13 protein-coding genes are annotated in these 15,859 nt (G+C 55.9%); 6 read left to right on the top strand and 7 right to left on the bottom strand.

What is annotated here, in order from left to right:
• Positions 1-89 precede the first annotated feature (89 nt).
• Together IEY52_RS20555 and IEY52_RS20550 are read right to left on the bottom strand one after the other, a co-directional pair.
• Positions 90-563, bottom strand: a complete 474-nt coding sequence (locus tag IEY52_RS20555) for a hypothetical protein (RefSeq protein ID WP_189006198.1) — start codon at positions 561-563, stop codon at positions 90-92.
• 77 nt (positions 564-640) lie between these two features.
• A complete protein-coding gene (locus tag IEY52_RS20550; RefSeq protein WP_189006195.1) occupies positions 641-1,756 on the bottom strand; it encodes a winged helix DNA-binding domain-containing protein in 1,116 nt (371 codons plus the stop codon).
• Positions 1,757-1,789: 33 nt separating this feature from the next.
• Here IEY52_RS20550 and IEY52_RS20545 point away from each other — a divergent pair, with 33 nt between their 5' ends.
• Entirely contained in the window at positions 1,790-2,248 is a 459-nt protein-coding gene (locus IEY52_RS20545) for a bacteriocin immunity protein (protein ID WP_189006192.1), read from the top strand.
• Between the two features lie 47 nt (positions 2,249-2,295).
• On the opposite strand, the gene IEY52_RS20540 is transcribed toward IEY52_RS20545, so the two are convergent.
• Positions 2,296-3,183, bottom strand: a complete 888-nt coding sequence (locus tag IEY52_RS20540) for a phosphotransferase family protein (RefSeq protein WP_189006189.1) — start codon at positions 3,181-3,183, stop codon at positions 2,296-2,298.
• Between the two features lie 159 nt (positions 3,184-3,342).
• On the opposite strand from IEY52_RS20540, the gene IEY52_RS20535 reads away from it, so the two are divergent.
• Positions 3,343-4,596, top strand: coding sequence for a DUF4127 family protein (locus IEY52_RS20535; RefSeq protein WP_189006186.1), 1,254 nt, complete (start codon positions 3,343-3,345; stop codon positions 4,594-4,596).
• A gap of 94 nt (positions 4,597-4,690) precedes the next feature.
• On the opposite strand, the gene IEY52_RS20530 is transcribed toward IEY52_RS20535, so the two are convergent.
• The 4 genes from IEY52_RS20530 to rapZ all read right to left on the bottom strand — a co-directional run bounded on the left by IEY52_RS20530 (position 4,691) and on the right by rapZ (position 8,961).
• The gene (locus IEY52_RS20530; RefSeq protein ID WP_189006183.1) at positions 4,691-5,533 is read right to left on the bottom strand and encodes a DMT family transporter; all 843 of its coding nucleotides are present in this window, start codon (positions 5,531-5,533) and stop codon (positions 4,691-4,693) included.
• A 1-nt stretch (position 5,534) separates the two neighbouring features.
• Positions 5,535-6,329: a glucodextranase DOMON-like domain-containing protein gene (locus IEY52_RS20525; protein ID WP_189006180.1), complete on the bottom strand. Its 795-nt coding sequence runs from the start codon at positions 6,327-6,329 to the stop codon at positions 5,535-5,537.
• Positions 6,330-6,476: 147 nt separating this feature from the next.
• Entirely contained in the window at positions 6,477-7,817 is a 1,341-nt protein-coding gene (locus tag IEY52_RS20520) for a gluconeogenesis factor YvcK family protein (RefSeq protein WP_189006176.1), read from the bottom strand.
• A gap of 307 nt (positions 7,818-8,124) precedes the next feature.
• Positions 8,125-8,961, bottom strand: a complete 837-nt coding sequence (gene rapZ, locus IEY52_RS20515) for an RNase adapter RapZ (protein ID WP_189006172.1) — start codon at positions 8,959-8,961, stop codon at positions 8,125-8,127.
• A gap of 230 nt (positions 8,962-9,191) precedes the next feature.
• Between rapZ and IEY52_RS20510 the strand changes: the two genes are divergently transcribed.
• The 4 genes from IEY52_RS20510 to IEY52_RS20495 all read left to right on the top strand — a co-directional run bounded on the left by IEY52_RS20510 (position 9,192) and on the right by IEY52_RS20495 (position 15,810).
• Positions 9,192-9,857 (top strand): hypothetical protein, encoded by a 666-nt coding sequence (locus tag IEY52_RS20510; RefSeq protein ID WP_189006169.1) that lies wholly within the window; start codon positions 9,192-9,194, stop codon positions 9,855-9,857.
• Positions 9,844-11,739 carry a 1-deoxy-D-xylulose-5-phosphate synthase gene (dxs, locus tag IEY52_RS20505; protein WP_189006351.1) on the top strand — a complete coding sequence of 632 codons (1,896 nt, stop codon included), beginning with the start codon at positions 9,844-9,846 and terminating at the stop codon, positions 11,737-11,739. The genes IEY52_RS20510 and dxs overlap by 14 nt, the downstream gene beginning before the upstream one ends.
• 519 nt (positions 11,740-12,258) lie before the next feature.
• Positions 12,259-14,796 (top strand): alpha-glucan family phosphorylase, encoded by a 2,538-nt coding sequence (gene glgP / locus IEY52_RS20500; protein ID WP_189006166.1) that lies wholly within the window; start codon positions 12,259-12,261, stop codon positions 14,794-14,796.
• Positions 14,797-15,078: 282 nt separating this feature from the next.
• A complete protein-coding gene (locus IEY52_RS20495; RefSeq protein WP_189006164.1) occupies positions 15,079-15,810 on the top strand; it encodes a tetratricopeptide repeat protein in 732 nt (243 codons plus the stop codon).
• The last annotated feature ends 49 nt before the right edge of the window (positions 15,811-15,859 follow it).

Raw genomic sequence — 15,859 nt, 5'->3', positions numbered from 1 at the left:
CTGCTGGTCATGCAGCTCACTGCTTCTCAAAACACAGAAAGGGCTGCTGATGTGTATCAGCAGCCCTCAAAAATTCTCATCTCAAACCCTCAGAGGGCCGCTTTGATCTTCTGGCGAAACCTTCCCTGCACCTGTTCGAGCACCAGATCATAGATGCGTTCAGCAAATTCATGCATGTCCAGATCGTGGCGCTTGTAGATTGGGAATTCCAGTTCTGGATTGGTTTTGACATGCCACTGGTAAGCACTGTCGATTTTCAGGCCGATGGCCACTTTGATGGTGTCATGCAGGGTTCCTTCCTCCAGCACGACCTGCAGCTCAAACCACACAAACCCATCTGGTTGCAAATCATAGAGCAGGTGGTTTTTCAGGTGAGGGGTCTGGGGGTCCACCCCATTTTTGCCTGCTTTGGGAAAAAAGACGTGTTTTTCATCGGCCTCAAAATAACGGTGCAAATGCACTTCCAGATGGGAAGCCAGGGGAGCAATTTGTTCGTTGAGGTAGTGGTTTTCATCCTGAACAGCCTGTTTCAGAGCTTGGCGCAATTGGCCCATTCGGTTCATACGCCCATCATTGCGCCTGCTTGTTAAAAAACAAATGAAAGAAAAGACACTTTTGATGTCAGATGGCGCACTTTCTTTCAAAAAGCTGGAACCTGCCAGATCAGCTCATGTTTTTCAGCATCAGGTGTCATCCAGTGCAGCAATTTCTGGCCTTCTTCCTGCAAAAGATCTTGATCTGCAGCGGCAATGGTCTGGAACATCTCGATCTGCAGTGAAGCTCTTTTTTTGTTCTGCTGCACCTTCCAGATGCCCTGCACAAATCCATCGATGAGCACCGTGGCCCGGATGATGCCATTGCTGGTGAACACCCTGGCCTTGAAATCTGGAGCCATGATCCGGCTGCGGTCTGCATGGGACAGCAAGATGTTGTCAAAGTCAGGCAAGAATTTTGGTGGAATGGGGGTTTCGGGATCTGGAAGGATCACTTCTGCCAGATCAAACAGTTCCTTTCCCTGCTCATCCCGGTACACCTGCAAAGCTGGCTGAATTTCTGTGAGGGCAGGCTTCAGATGGGTCAGGCCACTCCAGACCGTCATGTCTTTTAAAGTGGCGGGACCAAAAGCCTGCAAGTACCGCAGCAGCAGGTTCCCGAGGCTGGGTTTTGGGTCCAGTTCTGCATCCAGGTACACCTCTCCTGGGACCAGCAATGGGGAACGGTGGTCGCCCCAGGTGCCCGCAGGAGGCACATGAATCAGACCTTCAAAGTTGCGCACCGCATAACCCAGGGCCTGCGCATCCCGATCTGGCCACTTTTGCTGCAACGCCCGACCCAGTTCCTGATTGTTGAGCGGGGTCTGCGACAACAATTCCCTCCCTGCCCTCGTCACTTCAAGAGGATCCAGACCCACCATCTGCTTTCCATGACTGCCCAGGTATTGCCTTTCCAGCACTGTCTTGATCAGAGGCCTGAGCTGCAGGTAATCCTGCCCGGAAACCAGATGCAGCGTGGAGCGCATCAGGGCCGCCCGCACCACCTGTTTCTGCTTGATGAGGCGGGTCAAGTCCTCTTTTTCAAAATTTTGCAGGCGGGTCCACAACCCCACATAAGGCGGATTGGGCATCTGGGCCTGCAGGCCAATCAGGTGCTGCACCATGTCCAGTGCAGGCATTCCTGAGCGCCCAATCAGGTGCTGGCGTTGTAAAGTTGCCCGATTCAAGGCTTTTAAACTGAGCATGGGTAAAGATGAAGGCATGTCCCTCCCTGGGGTTTCAGTTTATCCTGAAGCATGAAAGTTCGCCCTGTGCTTCTCCCTGCTCCTCCCGCACCCGAACTGCTCCGGCAAATGGCAGAGCTGGCCCAGACCCTGGAAAAAGCCGCCTCCAAAAACCACGAGTACCAGCAGCAACTGGACCGTTTCAATCGCCTGACAGGCAAAAACTATGTGCTGACCGATTTCTGGGGCCTCTCAGACAGCGTGGCTGCTCTGGAGTTTGCACAAATCGCCCTTTGCCGGGTCAAGCGCTTTGTGTTCGTCCACGACGAGGAGTACCTGGAAATCATCCGTTTCCTGCTGCAAGGCAGAGGCACCGATCTGGAGCTGTACTACTGGACGGAATTCCTGACCACCCACCTGCCCCATCCTGCACCCAGCGACCTGATTTTCCGGGGTGACCGGGAGCCTGAAGAGATACTGGAGGCTTTGAAGAATTACCGGACTTTGCCTCTGGATTCAGACCCTTCCTGATCCATACAAAACAGGAGGGCAGCCTTTCGACTGCCCTCCTGAATGTTTCAGCCCTGATGTCCCACAGGGTAGACATCTCTGGGGTTGCCCAGATGCACAAAGCGCATGCTCTGGTCTCCGCGCAGGGCAGACAGTGCCCACTGGTACTCCAGCGTACCCATCCAGAAGCGTGCCCGATCAATGACCTCATGCCACATGGGGTAGGTTTTGCTGATTCTGGACACCACACTTTCCCCCCAGTGTTGCAGCAAAACGGCCACATCGGTGGCAGGATCGCCTTTCCCGGCCACCCCGAAATCCAGCAGACCACAGAGCTCCACTTTTTCTGGGTCGTACAGCAGGTGGTAACTGGTGATGTCGCAGTGGATCAGCACTTCAGGCGAGGACCAGGGCAAGGTACCCGACAGCACAGGCTCAAAGTGTGCTGCCACCTGACTGCGCTGGTAACGGTTCAGGTGGTCAAAAAGTTCATTTTCCAGCTCCTGGTAAAACCTGATCCACCAGTCCCGGTCCCTGAAAGCTGGAGAACGGCCAATGCCCTGCTGGTCCAGGGTGGCAAAGGGAATGGAATGCAGCTGGTGCAGCATTTCTCCAAGCTGATCCAGCAGTTTCTCCCTTGCTGAAACAGGGTGACTGAGCAATGCTGCTCTGGTGAATTCTGTCCCTTTGAGGTAACGGTGCATCACATACTGGGAGGTTTGCGCCTCCAGATGGGGCAGGGCAACATTCAGCCTGCCTTTCAAAAGTTCCAGCACCCGGGCTTCCTGGGAAAAGAGGTTTCTGGCCCAGTCGTCCTGACCAAACCTGAACACCCACTCCTGGTCAACGATGACCACATCGTTGCACAGGCCGTCCCGATTGAATTCCACATTTTGCAGCTGCAGGTCCGGGAAACCTTCACGGATGACCTGCAGATAAATTTCCAGAGATGACATTGTGACCTCCATTCACATCTGAAAGAAAGCGGGTGGAAAAGGCTTTTGGTGTGAAAGGGTCAGCTCAACAGAACATGAAAACTCCTGTGGGAAGTCAAACCATCATACCGTGAATCCTCTCCTCATGGCGTTCTGGCCCTGGTGTGTTACCTCTAGAGCATGAAACCCCTGTTGATCTCTGCTTTGCTGCTTTCCTCTGTGGCCTCTGCACAGGTGGCGTTGCTGCCCCTGGACAGCCGTCCGGTGAACCGCATCTATCCCGAAAAACTGGCGGCTTTAAAAAACAAAGAAACCCGGATTTTGCCCTGGTACCGTCTGGGAAGGGGGCAAACCTCCGGAGACATTCAAGAAATCCACGACTGGATTTTGCGGCAGACGGATGCAGAGGTGCTCATTGTTGCCCTGGACAGTGTGGCTTATGGGGGTCTGGTGCAATCCAGAACGCTGGATCTGCCTCCAGAGACAGCCGTCGAGCGCTTGCAGGTGGTGCGGGAATGGCAACACAAAACCGGAAAACCCGTGTATGCCAGCATCACCATTCCCAGATACCCGGATGCAAAATTCCGGGAACGCAACCTGACCGTGATCCGGGAAATGATGCAGTGGGCAAAAGCAGGGGCTTTTAAGGACCTGAGGGTCACCTGGGACGACGCCGTTTCCGGGTCTCCCGCAGTCAAAGAAGCAGAAGCCCTGAAACCCCTGTTGGCCCCGAACATCAAACTCTACCCTGGTGCGGATGAGGTGGGGGCGGCACTGGTGACCAGTTACCTGAGCCCGGAGAAGAAAACCGTCAAAATCCTCTTTTCTGATCCCTCGAAAGCCAGCACCGTCATCAAATACGATGGCCTCCCCCTGATCGAGAGCGTGAAACTCCATGCAGGCAGCGTGGGTTTCGAGGTGACCGAAGGAGATGCAGACCTCACCCTGTTTGTGTTCAATGGTTCTGCAACAGATCCCCGTTTTACGGCTGTGGCCCTGAACCATGTGAAAGGCCCCCTCAGCGTGGTGGATGTGAACCGGGTCAATCAGGGCACCGTGCGCCTGTGGAAAGACCTCACCACCCTGGGCCGCACCCAGCAACTGATGAGCCTGTCTGGATGGGGCACCCCTGGCAACAACCTGGGCACCGCCCTTTCACATGCCAAACTGGCCCTGTCTGGCGTGGACCCCGAAAAACAGCAGGAAACCCTGGCTTACGAGTATGCCAACGATGTGCTGTTCAGTGCGCTGCTCAGACCAGACATCCGGGCGCATTTTCAGGAAAACCAGATGGGTTCAAAAGAAGCCTGGGAGTACCTGCAAAAAGTGATTCCAGAACTGAAACTCTTCTCAGGTTATGTGGTGAAAGGCGCAGGCCTTCCATGGGACCGGTCTTTTGAGTGGGAATTTGCAGTGGAAAAAGCAGTGCCCTGAATCTTGCACAACCACCAACGTCCCCCTCCTCAGGGGGACAGCCTCAAATGAAATGAGAGGCAGGGGGTAAAGGCAGGGGGTAAAGGCAGGGGGTTTATCTTTTCACAGGCAAGGTGGTGATCACCACAGCACCCAGAACCAGTGCGGCTCCCAGCAGGGCCAGAGGAGCCAGGAATTCATGGAAGACCAGTGCAGCCAATCCTGCAGCAATCACGGGTTCCAGGCTGGCAATCACGCTGGCCTGCACGGTGGGGATGCGTTTCAGGGCAATCCCATAAGCCCAGTAGGCGAAGTAGGTGCTGAACACCCCGATGCACAGCAGAATCCCCCAGGCCAGCGGGGTTTTGGCATGAAACTCCACAAAGGGATAAAGCCCCACCGCTGCCACAGGCAAGGCCAGGGCGTAAAGGCTGATGGGGTTGTATTTGTGAAAATAAAGCTTGCCATACAGGTAATACAGGGCGTAAGTGAAACCTGCCAGCAGTCCCCAGCCCAGACTTTGAGCAGTCACCTGCACCTTGCTGCCTCCTCCCAGAGAAATCAGGGCCACCCCCACAATGGTCAGAAACACCAGAATCAGGTTGCGCAGACCAAAAGCTTCTTTCAGGAAAACGCGGGCCATGACGGCCACAAAAGCAGGTGCTGTGTAAAGCAGCACACTGGCCAGACTCACCCCTCCGGTGTTCACGGCAAGTTGATAGGAGCCATAAAAAACACTGCCTCCCAGCAAGCCGAACAGCACCGTCACCGCAGCATCTGCAGCTTTCAGAGGGAGGTCACGGGTGATTCTGCTGTGCAGAAAATACAGGCTTCCCGCCATCACAGCACGCCAGAACGCCACTTCCAGTGGAGCAAGCCCCTGCTGCACCGCCAGTTTGCCAAAAATGCCCAGCAGTCCCCACAGGGCGGCAGCCGTCAGCAACCAGAAGTAGGCCATGTCAGTCGAGGTTCGCCCGGTACTCGTAGTTCTGCTTGGGCTCTGTTCTGGGCCTGCGGTTCATCAGCATGATGGTGGCCACCACCACGCCAATCACCCCCAGAATGCCCATGCCCAGCAGAATCCAGGGCCTGAAGTCCTGCAGGTTCCCCACTGGAGGCAGGGTGCGCTGGATGTAGGCCCGTCCCTGGTCTCCTTGCGCCAGCACATCCACCGGAGCAGGTGGGTTGTTGAGTGCGCTGGTGAGGTGAAAGGGGTTGTTGTCGTTTCCGGGTGATACCAGTCCTGCCGGGGTGAGGGGATCAAACAAACTGACCGTCACCCAGTATTCGTACTGTCCAGCCGGAATGGGGGTCTGGATCTGCAGGGTGGTTCCTGATGGCGTGACTTTGATGTCGTCTGATTTGAGCTTTTCCGGGGTCAATTTGGGCACCCGGTAGAAGTCTTTGTTGAACCCGGAAAGGTGCAGGTGGTACTGCCAGCCCTGACCAGGCGGGGTTTCAAAACCAGTCTCTCCCAGGGTGGTGCTGCCTCCCACCCGGGTTTTGATGAAAATGTCCAGAATGGCTGTGGAAAAGCCCAGGGGAGCTTTCAGGGGGTTGGCCAGGGCACCGAGGCCCACTTCCAGGCTGAGTTTTCCATTGTCATCGCTGGCCGTGAAATTGCGCAGGTCCAGGCTGCTCTGTTCAGTGGAAGTCAGGTTTTCAGGAAGATGGTAGGTGCCATCTCCTCTGTGGTCCCCACTGGGATCGGGGTAATTCAGCAAAAGGGTTGCAAGAACAGCAGAAATGAGCACTCTGGCAGTATAAAACAAGCCCAGATGAATGTCAGGGGGATGTTAGAGAGGGTGCTGGTTTTAAAGCATTGCACAGAAACACCAGAACCCAGAAACACAAAACCAGCCCTGAATTTCAGGGCTGACTGAGGGGAGAAGAAGTGAGAATCAGTGATGGGTTTTGCGTCTGGGTGTATACAGCAGTTCAGTGATGGCCCGCGACACCAGATAGGGATCGTGCTGGCCTCTGCCCATGGCCACCAGGGGTGCCCGCTCCACCCGACCCAGCCATTTTTCGGGGAGGGGGTCTTTGCTGAGCTCCCGTGCGCCTTCTTTCTGGTAGCGTTCCAGCACATCTTTTTGCAGGGGGCTGTCGTTGACCAGAATCACGTCGGGTTCGCGTCCCATGTGCCGGATCAACATGTCGATGTGGGCTTCCAGGCTGAGGTCGTCGGTTTCTCCGGGTTCAGACATGATGTTGGTGACGTAAATCAGGCGGGCTTTGCTGTGCTGAATGGCTTTTCGCACTTCTGGCACCAGCACGGTGGGGATCAGGGAGGTGAAGAGGCTTCCCGGGCCAATCACAATCATTTCGGCGTCCAGCAGGGCATCAATGACCTCCTGGGGGGCACGCACTTCGGGAGGATCCAGCCGGATGCGTTCGATTTTGCGGCCCTGACGCTGTTCGGCCAGGTGGCTTTCCCCGAAGATCAGTTCTCCGGTTTGCAGTTCGGACACCAGCACAGCAGGATCGTGGGTGGCTGGAAAGACCCGGCCCCTGACTTTCAGGATGTCGTTGAGGTCGTGGGCTGCACCTTCAAAGTGGCCTTTTTCTTCTGAGAGGGTGGCCAGCATCAGGTTCCCGAAGGTGTGGCCCTGGATGCCTTCTCCTCTGGAAAAACGGTGCAACAGCAGGCGGGCCAGCACAGGCGAATCTGAGAGCGCAGCGTAGCAGTCGGTCATGTCTCCGGGGGCAATCATCTGCAAATCCCGGCGCAGTTTTCCGCTGCTGCCGCCATCATCGGTCACGGCCACCACTGCGGTGATGTTGCTGGTGTATTCCTTGAGGCCCGAAAGCAGGTTGCTGAGTCCAGTTCCGCCCCCCAGGGCCACAATTTTGGGACCTCGTGCAAGGGCATTGCGGGAATACATGTGGTCTGCAGCCTGGGAGGGTTCCAGGCCCGTGGCCTTCAGAAAGGTGCGGTTGAGTTTGAACACGCTCCAGATGGCTCCCGAAAGGGCCAGCAGGGTCACAATCAAACCCACAGCCCACAGGGGCATCAGTTCAGGGTTGGTGAAACTGTTGAGAAACAAAATCCATTTGGTGGCGATGAAACGGTAGGGGCCCGTCCACACGAAATGCAGGAATCCCACCATCAAGATGCTCAGGCTGATGATCAATAAGGCGAAGTAACGCTTGACGTTCATGCCTGGAGTCAACCATTTGGCCAGCCGACCTGCGGTGGCGGACCGTTCGCTGATGCGACGAACCTCGTGGTGCCAATTCATGGTTCATCCTCCATTGGGGGTGCCTGCAGAAAGGGCAGGTACGTTTACTTTCTAATCTGTCAGGACAAAGTGTATTGGAAACACTTCATCTCCGCATCAAGGATAACTGAAAACGGTCTGTAAAGATGTGAGCCTGAATGCCCCTCTGTGGTGGAGGAACTTTCCAAACTGCACCTTTTTGCATGCTGTAACGCTGTCCTTCACTCTACTGCCTGAAGCTGACCAGGACTAGAGCATTTCCTCATGAAAGGTTAAGAGAGTTTCGGAAACTCGCTCATTTTGCGAAAAACAGAGGTGCTGAACGGGTTCAGTACTCCCCTTTTTGAATGTCCCGGTGGTCTTTGAGTTGAGGGTTGTACGTCTCCAGATCGTGCATCAGGGCTTCGGTGATGGCCACGCTGCGGTGGCGGCCTCCCGTGCAGCCCACGGCCACGGTGTAAGCGCGACGTCCCGCTTTTTCGGCCAGATTCAGGGTGCTTTTCAGGAAGTGCACCAGGGTCTGGTAGTAAGTGTGGGTTTCCGGGGTAAAGACGTAGTTTTTGACGCCATCGTCCAGACCGGTGAGGGGCCTGAGCTGGGTGTCATAAAAAGGGTTGGGCAACCCGCGCACGTCCAGCACCAGATCGGCATCTCTGGGCACCCCGTGTTTGAACCCAAAGGAAAACAGGCGCAGGGTGAACTTGGAATGGATGCTGAAAATCTGCTCGACTTTGCGGGCCAGTTGTTTCTCTGAAAGCTCGGTGGTGTCCACCACCAGATCTGCGGCTTCCCTGAGCGAAGCCAGCATTTCTTTTTCCCGGTAGAAATCCATCAGGAGGGAACGTTCTCCCAGGGGGTGCTTGCGCCGGGTGAGGTTGTAGCGTTGCAACAAGACATCTTCGGAAGCTTCCAGAAAGAGCACCCTTGCCCCTGAGCGTTGCAAAAATTCCTGCAGTTGCTGGTCCAGCTGGTCCAGAAAAGCCCACATGCGGGCATCGACAGTGAATGCGTATTTTTGAATCCCATGGCTGAGGGCCTGCTCATACATCTGGTCCCAGAGCACGGGTACGAGGTTGTCCATCACAAAAAATCCGGCTTCTTCCAGGGCTTTCAGGGCCGTGTTCTTGCCTGAGCCGGAGAGTCCAGAAATGATCACCACTTCCATAAGGGTAGTTTACCCATTTTTGATCAGGAGCAGAGCAGAAAATCTGGCAGCGCCCGATCTTGCATCCTGAAACATGGACCGGAAACCTGGAGCTGTGTCTTCCAGATCACAGAAAGCACAGCCCTTTCAGTTTTCTTAGCTGTTTCACAACCTGTTTGTGATCCAGACAGGATATAATTTGCAGATATTATGACTGTTCCCCGCTTCAAGAGGCACCTATGATGAAATCCATGTTACGCGTGGCTGTGCTGGCTCTGGGTGGGCTTTTTCTGCACAGTTGTGCCCCCCAGAACACCACCCAGGACCCTGGCAAAGTTGCCCTCACGGTCACCACTGCACAGGCTTCTTTTTATCCCCACGAACTCGGCATCCAGTGGGATTACCTGCTGGACAATGATCGTCTGGACGCTCCGCCTTACCGCCTGACTGTTGAAGGAGGAACCCTGTTTGGGGATCAGGCCACCACCCGGTTCACCCTGGTTGGCCGTGGGGTGATGCGTGAGTACTTCAGAACCTACGATGAAACCGGGGTTTACCTGCATGGCATGACCGTGCCAGGAGTCAAGATCACCCTGGTTCCGCCCCTGCAGGAATACCCCAGCAGCAAAGACTGGAAAGTGGGCACCACCTGGTCTGGCAAAACCCAGATCACCTTGCTTGATGACAAAGGGGTGCGTGAACGCCTCAATGCCGATTACAAGTTCACCGTGCTGGAACAGCGCAACGTCACCCTCAACACCAGCAGCAGGTCCTATTCGGTGTGGGTGGTCAACCGCCAGATTCTGGGTGCAAAGGACATTCTTCCCGAGTCCAAGGAGTTTTATTTCGTACCCTTCATAGGAGAAGTGCTCTCTCCTGATGGGTTCGTTCTCAAGAGCACCAATGCAGGCCAGTGAGCCTGCCCAGAAAGGACACATTGTGCTACTGGACCGCATCAATGGCCCCGAGGATCTGAAGAACCTCTCCAGAGAAGAACTGTCTCAGGTGGCTCAGGAACTGCGCCAGGAAATCATCCAGGTTTGCGCGGAAAGCGGAGGCCACCTGGCCAGCAGCCTGGGAGCAGTGGAACTGATCACTGCCCTGCACCATGTGTTTGACAGCCCACGTGACCGCATCCTGTTTGATGTGGGGCACCAGGCTTACGCCCACAAAATCCTCACCGGGCGCAGAAGTCGCATGCAAACCATCCGCAAGGAAGGTGGGCTTTCGGGGTTCACCAAAGTCAGTGAGTCCGAGCATGACGGCATCACGGTGGGTCATGCCAGCACCAGTCTGGCCAATGCGCTGGGCATGGCGTTTGCCAGAGATGCCCTGGGCCAGAATTACAACATCGCTGCGGTGATTGGAGATGGAAGCCTGACCGGAGGCATGGCCCTCGCTGCCATCAACCAGATTGGGTACCAGCAGAAACGCATGCTGATCATCCTGAATGACAACGAGATGAGCATCTCGGAGAACGTGGGAGCACTGAACCGCTACATGCGCACCCTGCAAATCCAGCGCTGGTTTCAGGATGTGGAAGATGCCGGGAAAAAAGCCCTGCAGGCTTTCAGCCGCCCGCTGGCCCAGATGGTATCCCGTGCCAAGGACAGTGCCCGAAACTTCTTTGATCCCGCTTCCGACAATCCCTTCAAGGCCATGAATGTGCGCTATGTTGGCCCCATCGACGGGCACGATCTGGGGCAACTGGTGTATGTGCTGTCCAAACTGAAAGACCTGGACGGTCCCACCATGCTGCACGTGGTCACCAAGAAGGGCAAGGGTCTGGAATACGCAGAGAAAGACCCCATCAAATGGCACGGTGCTGTTCCCCACGATCCCAAAACCGGGACCGCTCCTGCCAGCAAGGGGTACAGCTGGTCTGCAGCTTTTGGCGACGCCATGATCGAACTGGCCAAAGAGGACCCGCGCCTCTTTGTGATCACCCCGGCCATGCGTGAAGGCTCTGGGCTGGTCAAGTACAGCCAGACCCATCCCCACCGTTACACTGATGTGGGCATTGCCGAAGATGTGGCGGTCACCGTGGGTGCAGGCATGGCTTTGCAGGGTCTGAAACCTGTGGTGGCCATTTACAGCACCTTCCTGCAACGGGGTTTTGATCAGGTGTTGCATGATGTGGCCATCGAGAACCTGCCGGTGATTTTCGCCATTGACCGGGGCGGCATGGTCGGAGCAGACGGAGCCACCCACCATGGGGTGTTTGATCTGGCCTACCTGAGAACCATTCCCAATGTGTCCATTGCGCTTCCCAAGGACACCTCGGAGTTGCGAGGTCTGTTCAAAGCCGCCCTGAAACATGGGGGTCCTGTGGCCATCCGTTACCCCAGAGGCAACACCGATCAGGTGCCAGAAGGCACCTGGCCCGAAGTGCAGTGGGGCACCTGGGAGTGGCTGAACCCCAGTGAAGAAGTGGTGGTCCTGGCTGGAGGCAAAGCCCTGGAATACGCCCGCAAGGCTGTGGCCGATTTGCCAGGGGTAGGTCTGGTCAATGCCCGTTTTGTCAAACCGCTGGATGAAGAGATGCTGGAGTATATTGGGCGCACTGCGCGGGCCATTGTGACCGTGGAAGACCACCAGAAGATGGGGGGCTTTGGCAGTGCAGTGCTGGAGTTCCTGGCAGACCGGGGTTTGACGCCAAAAGTGCGGGTTCTGGGCATTCCCGATCAGTTTTACGACCATGCTGAGGTCTCCTCCATACATGCCCAGGCCGGAATTGACAGTCAGGCCATCCGTACCGTGCTGGCCGAACTGGGAGTTGACGTGCCCATCGAGATCTGAATCGGTTTTTGGGGCAAGAACCGCTGAATCCCCTGGTTTTTGCCCTCCAAATCGTGTACTTTTAAGAGTGTAACCCTTCCTAAGATTGCAAATGAAACGGACCCTGGTGTCCGTTTTTGTTTTTGTGTGAAGAAAAACCCATTTGTGATTTTTTATGCAATCCCTTCAGATCTGCTTGTTTTTCCAAGACATTCCTACATTGGCTTGAGAAATCCCGGTGTTGATCAGGGATTTTTTCACCATTGACTCCACAGGGAGCAGTTGCCTTTGGAGTCAAAATCACTTTTAAGTCAAAAAACGCCTTTGAATTCATCAAAAAAGTTTTCAAATGTTCATTTCAAAAAAATTCCGTTTCATAAAGAGTCTAGGCCACTTTTTTCATTACAAATTTGCATTTTATGGGATGGATGTGTAGCATAAATCTACCACTTGTCCCATTCAAAAAGCTCTGCAACCTGAAAACGGCCTTTTGTGGCCCTGGCAGTGGCTGAAACCGACACCAATCTCTGGAGGACCGCCTTGAATACCTTAAACAAAGTCACCGTGATGCCCAACCTGCCCAAGCGCATCGAGCGCCTGCAGGATCTTGCTTACAACCTTTACTGGTCCTGGACCCCCAGAGCACAGGACCTGTACCGCGATCTGAACCCAGACATTTGGGAGCGCTACCACAACAACCCGGTGCGCACCCTGATTGAAATCAGCCAGAAAGACGTGCAAGCCGCCCTCAAAGACCCCGAGTACCTGGAGCGCTACGACCAGGTGATCAAAGACTTCGATGCTTACATGAAGCAAAAGAAGACCTGGTACTCCAGGCAGAAGCAGAAACTCAGCGGCAAAGTGGCTTACTTCAGTGCTGAGTTCGCCTACGCAGAAAGCCTCCCCATCTACTCCGGTGGTCTAGGCGTGCTGGCCGGCGACCACTGCAAGAGTGCTTCCGATGTGGGTCTGCCTTTTGTGGGCGTGGGCCTGCTTTACCATCAGGGCTACTTCACCCAGTTGCTGGACAAAGACGGCTGGCAGCAAGAGCGTTACGACGAGCAGAACCTCTCCACATTGCCCATCGAACTGGCCCGCAAAGATGGCCGGGAACTGCGCGTGCACGTGGACATTCTGGGCCGCGATGTGCAGTCCCGCGTGTGGATCCTGCAGGTGGGCCGCATCAAGGTTTACCTGATGGACACCAACGTTCCCGAAAACTCCCCCGAAGACCGCAACCTGACCGCCCGTCTGTACGGCGGCAACCAGGAAATGCGCATCGCCCAGGAAATGGTGCTGGGCATTGGTGGGGTGCGTGCCCTGCGTGCCCTCGGAGAGAACATTGCCATCTGGCACATGAACGAAGGCCACGCTGCCTTCATGGGTCTGGAGCGCGTGCGTGAATACGAGCAGCAACTGGGCCTGTCTTTCAGAGAAGCCGTGGAACTGGCCGCTGCCAGCACCCTCTTCACCACCCACACCCCCGTGCCTGCCGGAAACGACGCTTTCCCCATGGATTTGATTGACCGTTACCTGGGCAGCTGGTACAACGCCCTGAACGTGGGCCGCGAAGAATTCCAGGAACTGGCCCGCCACGACCAGCCCTGGGGCCCCACCTTCAGCATGACCGTGCTGGCCCTCAAACTGTCCCGCGCTGCCAACGGCGTGTCCGCCCTGCACGGCGAAGTCTCCAGAAAAATGTGGAACTTCCTGTACCCCGGTGCCCACCACAGCGAAGTGCCCATCGGACACGTCACCAACGGCGCACACACCCTGACCTTCCTGGCCCAGGAACTGCGCGACCTCTTTGACCAGTACCTCACCGAGGACTGGAAAGAGCGGGTGCACGAGAAAGAAATCTGGCAGGACCTGGACAAGATTCCTGACGCTGAATTCACCCAGACCCTGCACAACCTGAAGAAGAAAATGACCGGCTTTGTGCGGGAGCGCCTGAGGCGCCAGTACCTGCGCCATGGCGCCAGTGCTGCCCGTGTGGCCAGTGCAGAACAGGTGCTGGACACCCACGCCCTGACCATCGGCTTTGCCCGCCGCTTTGCCACTTACAAACGCGCCACCCTGCTGTTCAGAGACCTGGACCGCCTGAAACGCATCGTGAACAACCCCGAGCGTCCTGTGCAGTTCGTGTTCGCCGGGAAAGCCCACCCTGCCGACAACCCCGGCAAGGAGTTCATCCAGCAGATCTACCGTTACGCCCAGGACCCCGAGCTGAAAGGCAAAATCGTGATCGTGGAGAACTACGACATGGAAGTGGCCCGTCACCTCGTGCAGGGTGTGGACGTGTGGCTGAACAACCCCCGCCGTCCCCTGGAAGCGTCTGGCACCTCCGGCATGAAAGCCTCCTTCAACGGCAGCCCCAACCTCTCCATCCTGGACGGTTGGTGGGTGGAAGGCTTCGACGACAAGAACACCAACGGCTGGGCCATCGGTGAAGAGCGCGAATACGAAAACCTGGATGTTCAGGACGACGCAGACGCTTACAGCCTCTATGACCTGCTGGAAAACCAGATTGTTCCCGTCTACTACGAGCGCGATGACTCCAAGGTGCGCTACAAGTGGATGAACATTGCCCGTCAGGCCATCAAGACCGTGGGACCCCAGTTCAGCATGTCCCGTCAGGTCATTGATTACACCCGCCAGTACTACACCGCCCTGGACGCCCGTGCTCAGGTGATCAGCAAAGATGACCTCAAAGCCATCCGTCACATTGCAGGCTGGAAGAACTGGGTGCGCCAGCAGTGGAGCCGCCTGCAGGTGGAAGCCTTCAGCGAACTCCCCGAGCAGGCCAAACCTGGCGACACTGTGAAGGTGTTCGTGCGTGTGCAGACCGCTGGCATTGACCCCGAAACCCTCCGGGTGGAAGGCGTGATCCGCCGCCAGAGCGACGACGTGCGCAACTTTGGCATCCTGACCCTGCAAAGCACCCACGATGGCTGGGCCGAATACGCTGGCGAAGTGGCCCTCCCCGAAAGCGGCACCTTCGAGGTTGGCGCACGGGTCCTGCCTTACCTCCCTGACCTCAGCACACCCCTGGAACTCGGCTTGATCCGCTGGGCCTGATTTCCAGAGCAGGAGGGGGAATGTTCCCCCTCCTGCAAAGTGTTCTCAGTGTGCTTCGATGCGTTTTTCATTTTGCTTTCTGCTAGAATGGAAGCGCTTCAACAGAGTTTCAATCCAGGCTTGCACATCTACTCCCTTTCCAACCTTGATCCACCCCGAACATGAGCGGCAAATCATGTTCGGGTTTCTTCTGCTGTGCAAATTGGGATTGTGCAAATTGAGGTGTGCAGATTGGGAGGTTGTCCCTGTTCATCGGGGCCGATGTCCTCCACAATGAGACCTGTGAAAAGGCTTTTCCTTCTGCCTCTCCTGATGGGGATGCTTTCCCTGAACAGTGCCCAGGCCACCACCCTGAACGACGTGAAAACCCATCTGGCTGCAGGTCAGGTGCAACAAACCATCCAGGATGCACTGGACCTCAAAACCTCGGAGGCCTACACCCTGGCGGCTGAAGCCCTGGTGCTGAGCGTCAGAAAACACATCCTGGACAAAAGCAATGCCCCTTTGCTGGAACAGGCTGAAAATTATGCCCGCAAAGCCATAGACCTGAACCCCAGAAATGGCCCTGCTTATTACCAGCTTTCCAAGGCCATTGGCGGGCAGGCGGTGTTGAGAGGAGCGCTGGGAGGTCTTGGAGCCCTCTCAGAGACCCGCGAACTCTTTGAGAAAGCCGTGCAACTGGCCCCTGAGTACGCCCCTGCCCAGGTGGGTCTGGCGATGTGGCATGCCAATGTCATCAAATACGGCACCCTCACGGCTGGACTGTATGGTGGCAAGGAGCAGGAAATCCTGCCCAGATTGCAAAAAGCCGTGGAACTGGAGCCCACGGTCATTTCACACGAACTGAATTATGCCAAAGCCCTGGTCATTCTGGGCAACAAAAACAAACGCCTGAAAAGCAAGTACCTGCAAGACGCCAGAAAGCACCTGCAGAAAGCCAGCCAGATGCCGATCCTCACCTTCTGGGACAGAGAGGACCGGGCAGAGGCTGTCGAGTTGCTGAAAACTTTTTAACCCTCACCTCAACCCTCACCACTGTCTATGACAGGTCCTCTCCCTGAGG

It is taken from the genome of Deinococcus roseus (assembly GCF_014646895.1).
GTDB classification, from domain to species: Bacteria; Deinococcota; Deinococci; order Deinococcales; family Deinococcaceae; genus Deinococcus_C; species Deinococcus_C roseus.
Note: the sequence above shows the minus strand (reverse complement) of the source record. Positions and strands in the feature narration are given on the sequence as shown.

Coding starts and splice junctions, on each gene's coding strand:
- dxs (WP_189006351.1), top strand. CDS start 9,844: ATGCAGGCCAGTGAGCCTGCCCAGAAAGGACACATTGTGCTACTGGAC.
- IEY52_RS20520 (WP_189006176.1), bottom strand. CDS start 7,817: ATGAATTGGCACCACGAGGTTCGTCGCATCAGCGAACGGTCCGCCACC.
- IEY52_RS20550 (WP_189006195.1), bottom strand. CDS start 1,756: ATGCCTTCATCTTTACCCATGCTCAGTTTAAAAGCCTTGAATCGGGCA.
- rapZ (WP_189006172.1), bottom strand. CDS start 8,961: ATGGAAGTGGTGATCATTTCTGGACTCTCCGGCTCAGGCAAGAACACG.
- IEY52_RS20545 (WP_189006192.1), top strand. CDS start 1,790: ATGAAAGTTCGCCCTGTGCTTCTCCCTGCTCCTCCCGCACCCGAACTG.
- IEY52_RS20555 (WP_189006198.1), bottom strand. CDS start 563: ATGAACCGAATGGGCCAATTGCGCCAAGCTCTGAAACAGGCTGTTCAG.
- IEY52_RS20535 (WP_189006186.1), top strand. CDS start 3,343: ATGAAACCCCTGTTGATCTCTGCTTTGCTGCTTTCCTCTGTGGCCTCT.
- IEY52_RS20510 (WP_189006169.1), top strand. CDS start 9,192: ATGTTACGCGTGGCTGTGCTGGCTCTGGGTGGGCTTTTTCTGCACAGT.
- IEY52_RS20530 (WP_189006183.1), bottom strand. CDS start 5,533: ATGGCCTACTTCTGGTTGCTGACGGCTGCCGCCCTGTGGGGACTGCTG.
- IEY52_RS20540 (WP_189006189.1), bottom strand. CDS start 3,183: ATGTCATCTCTGGAAATTTATCTGCAGGTCATCCGTGAAGGTTTCCCG.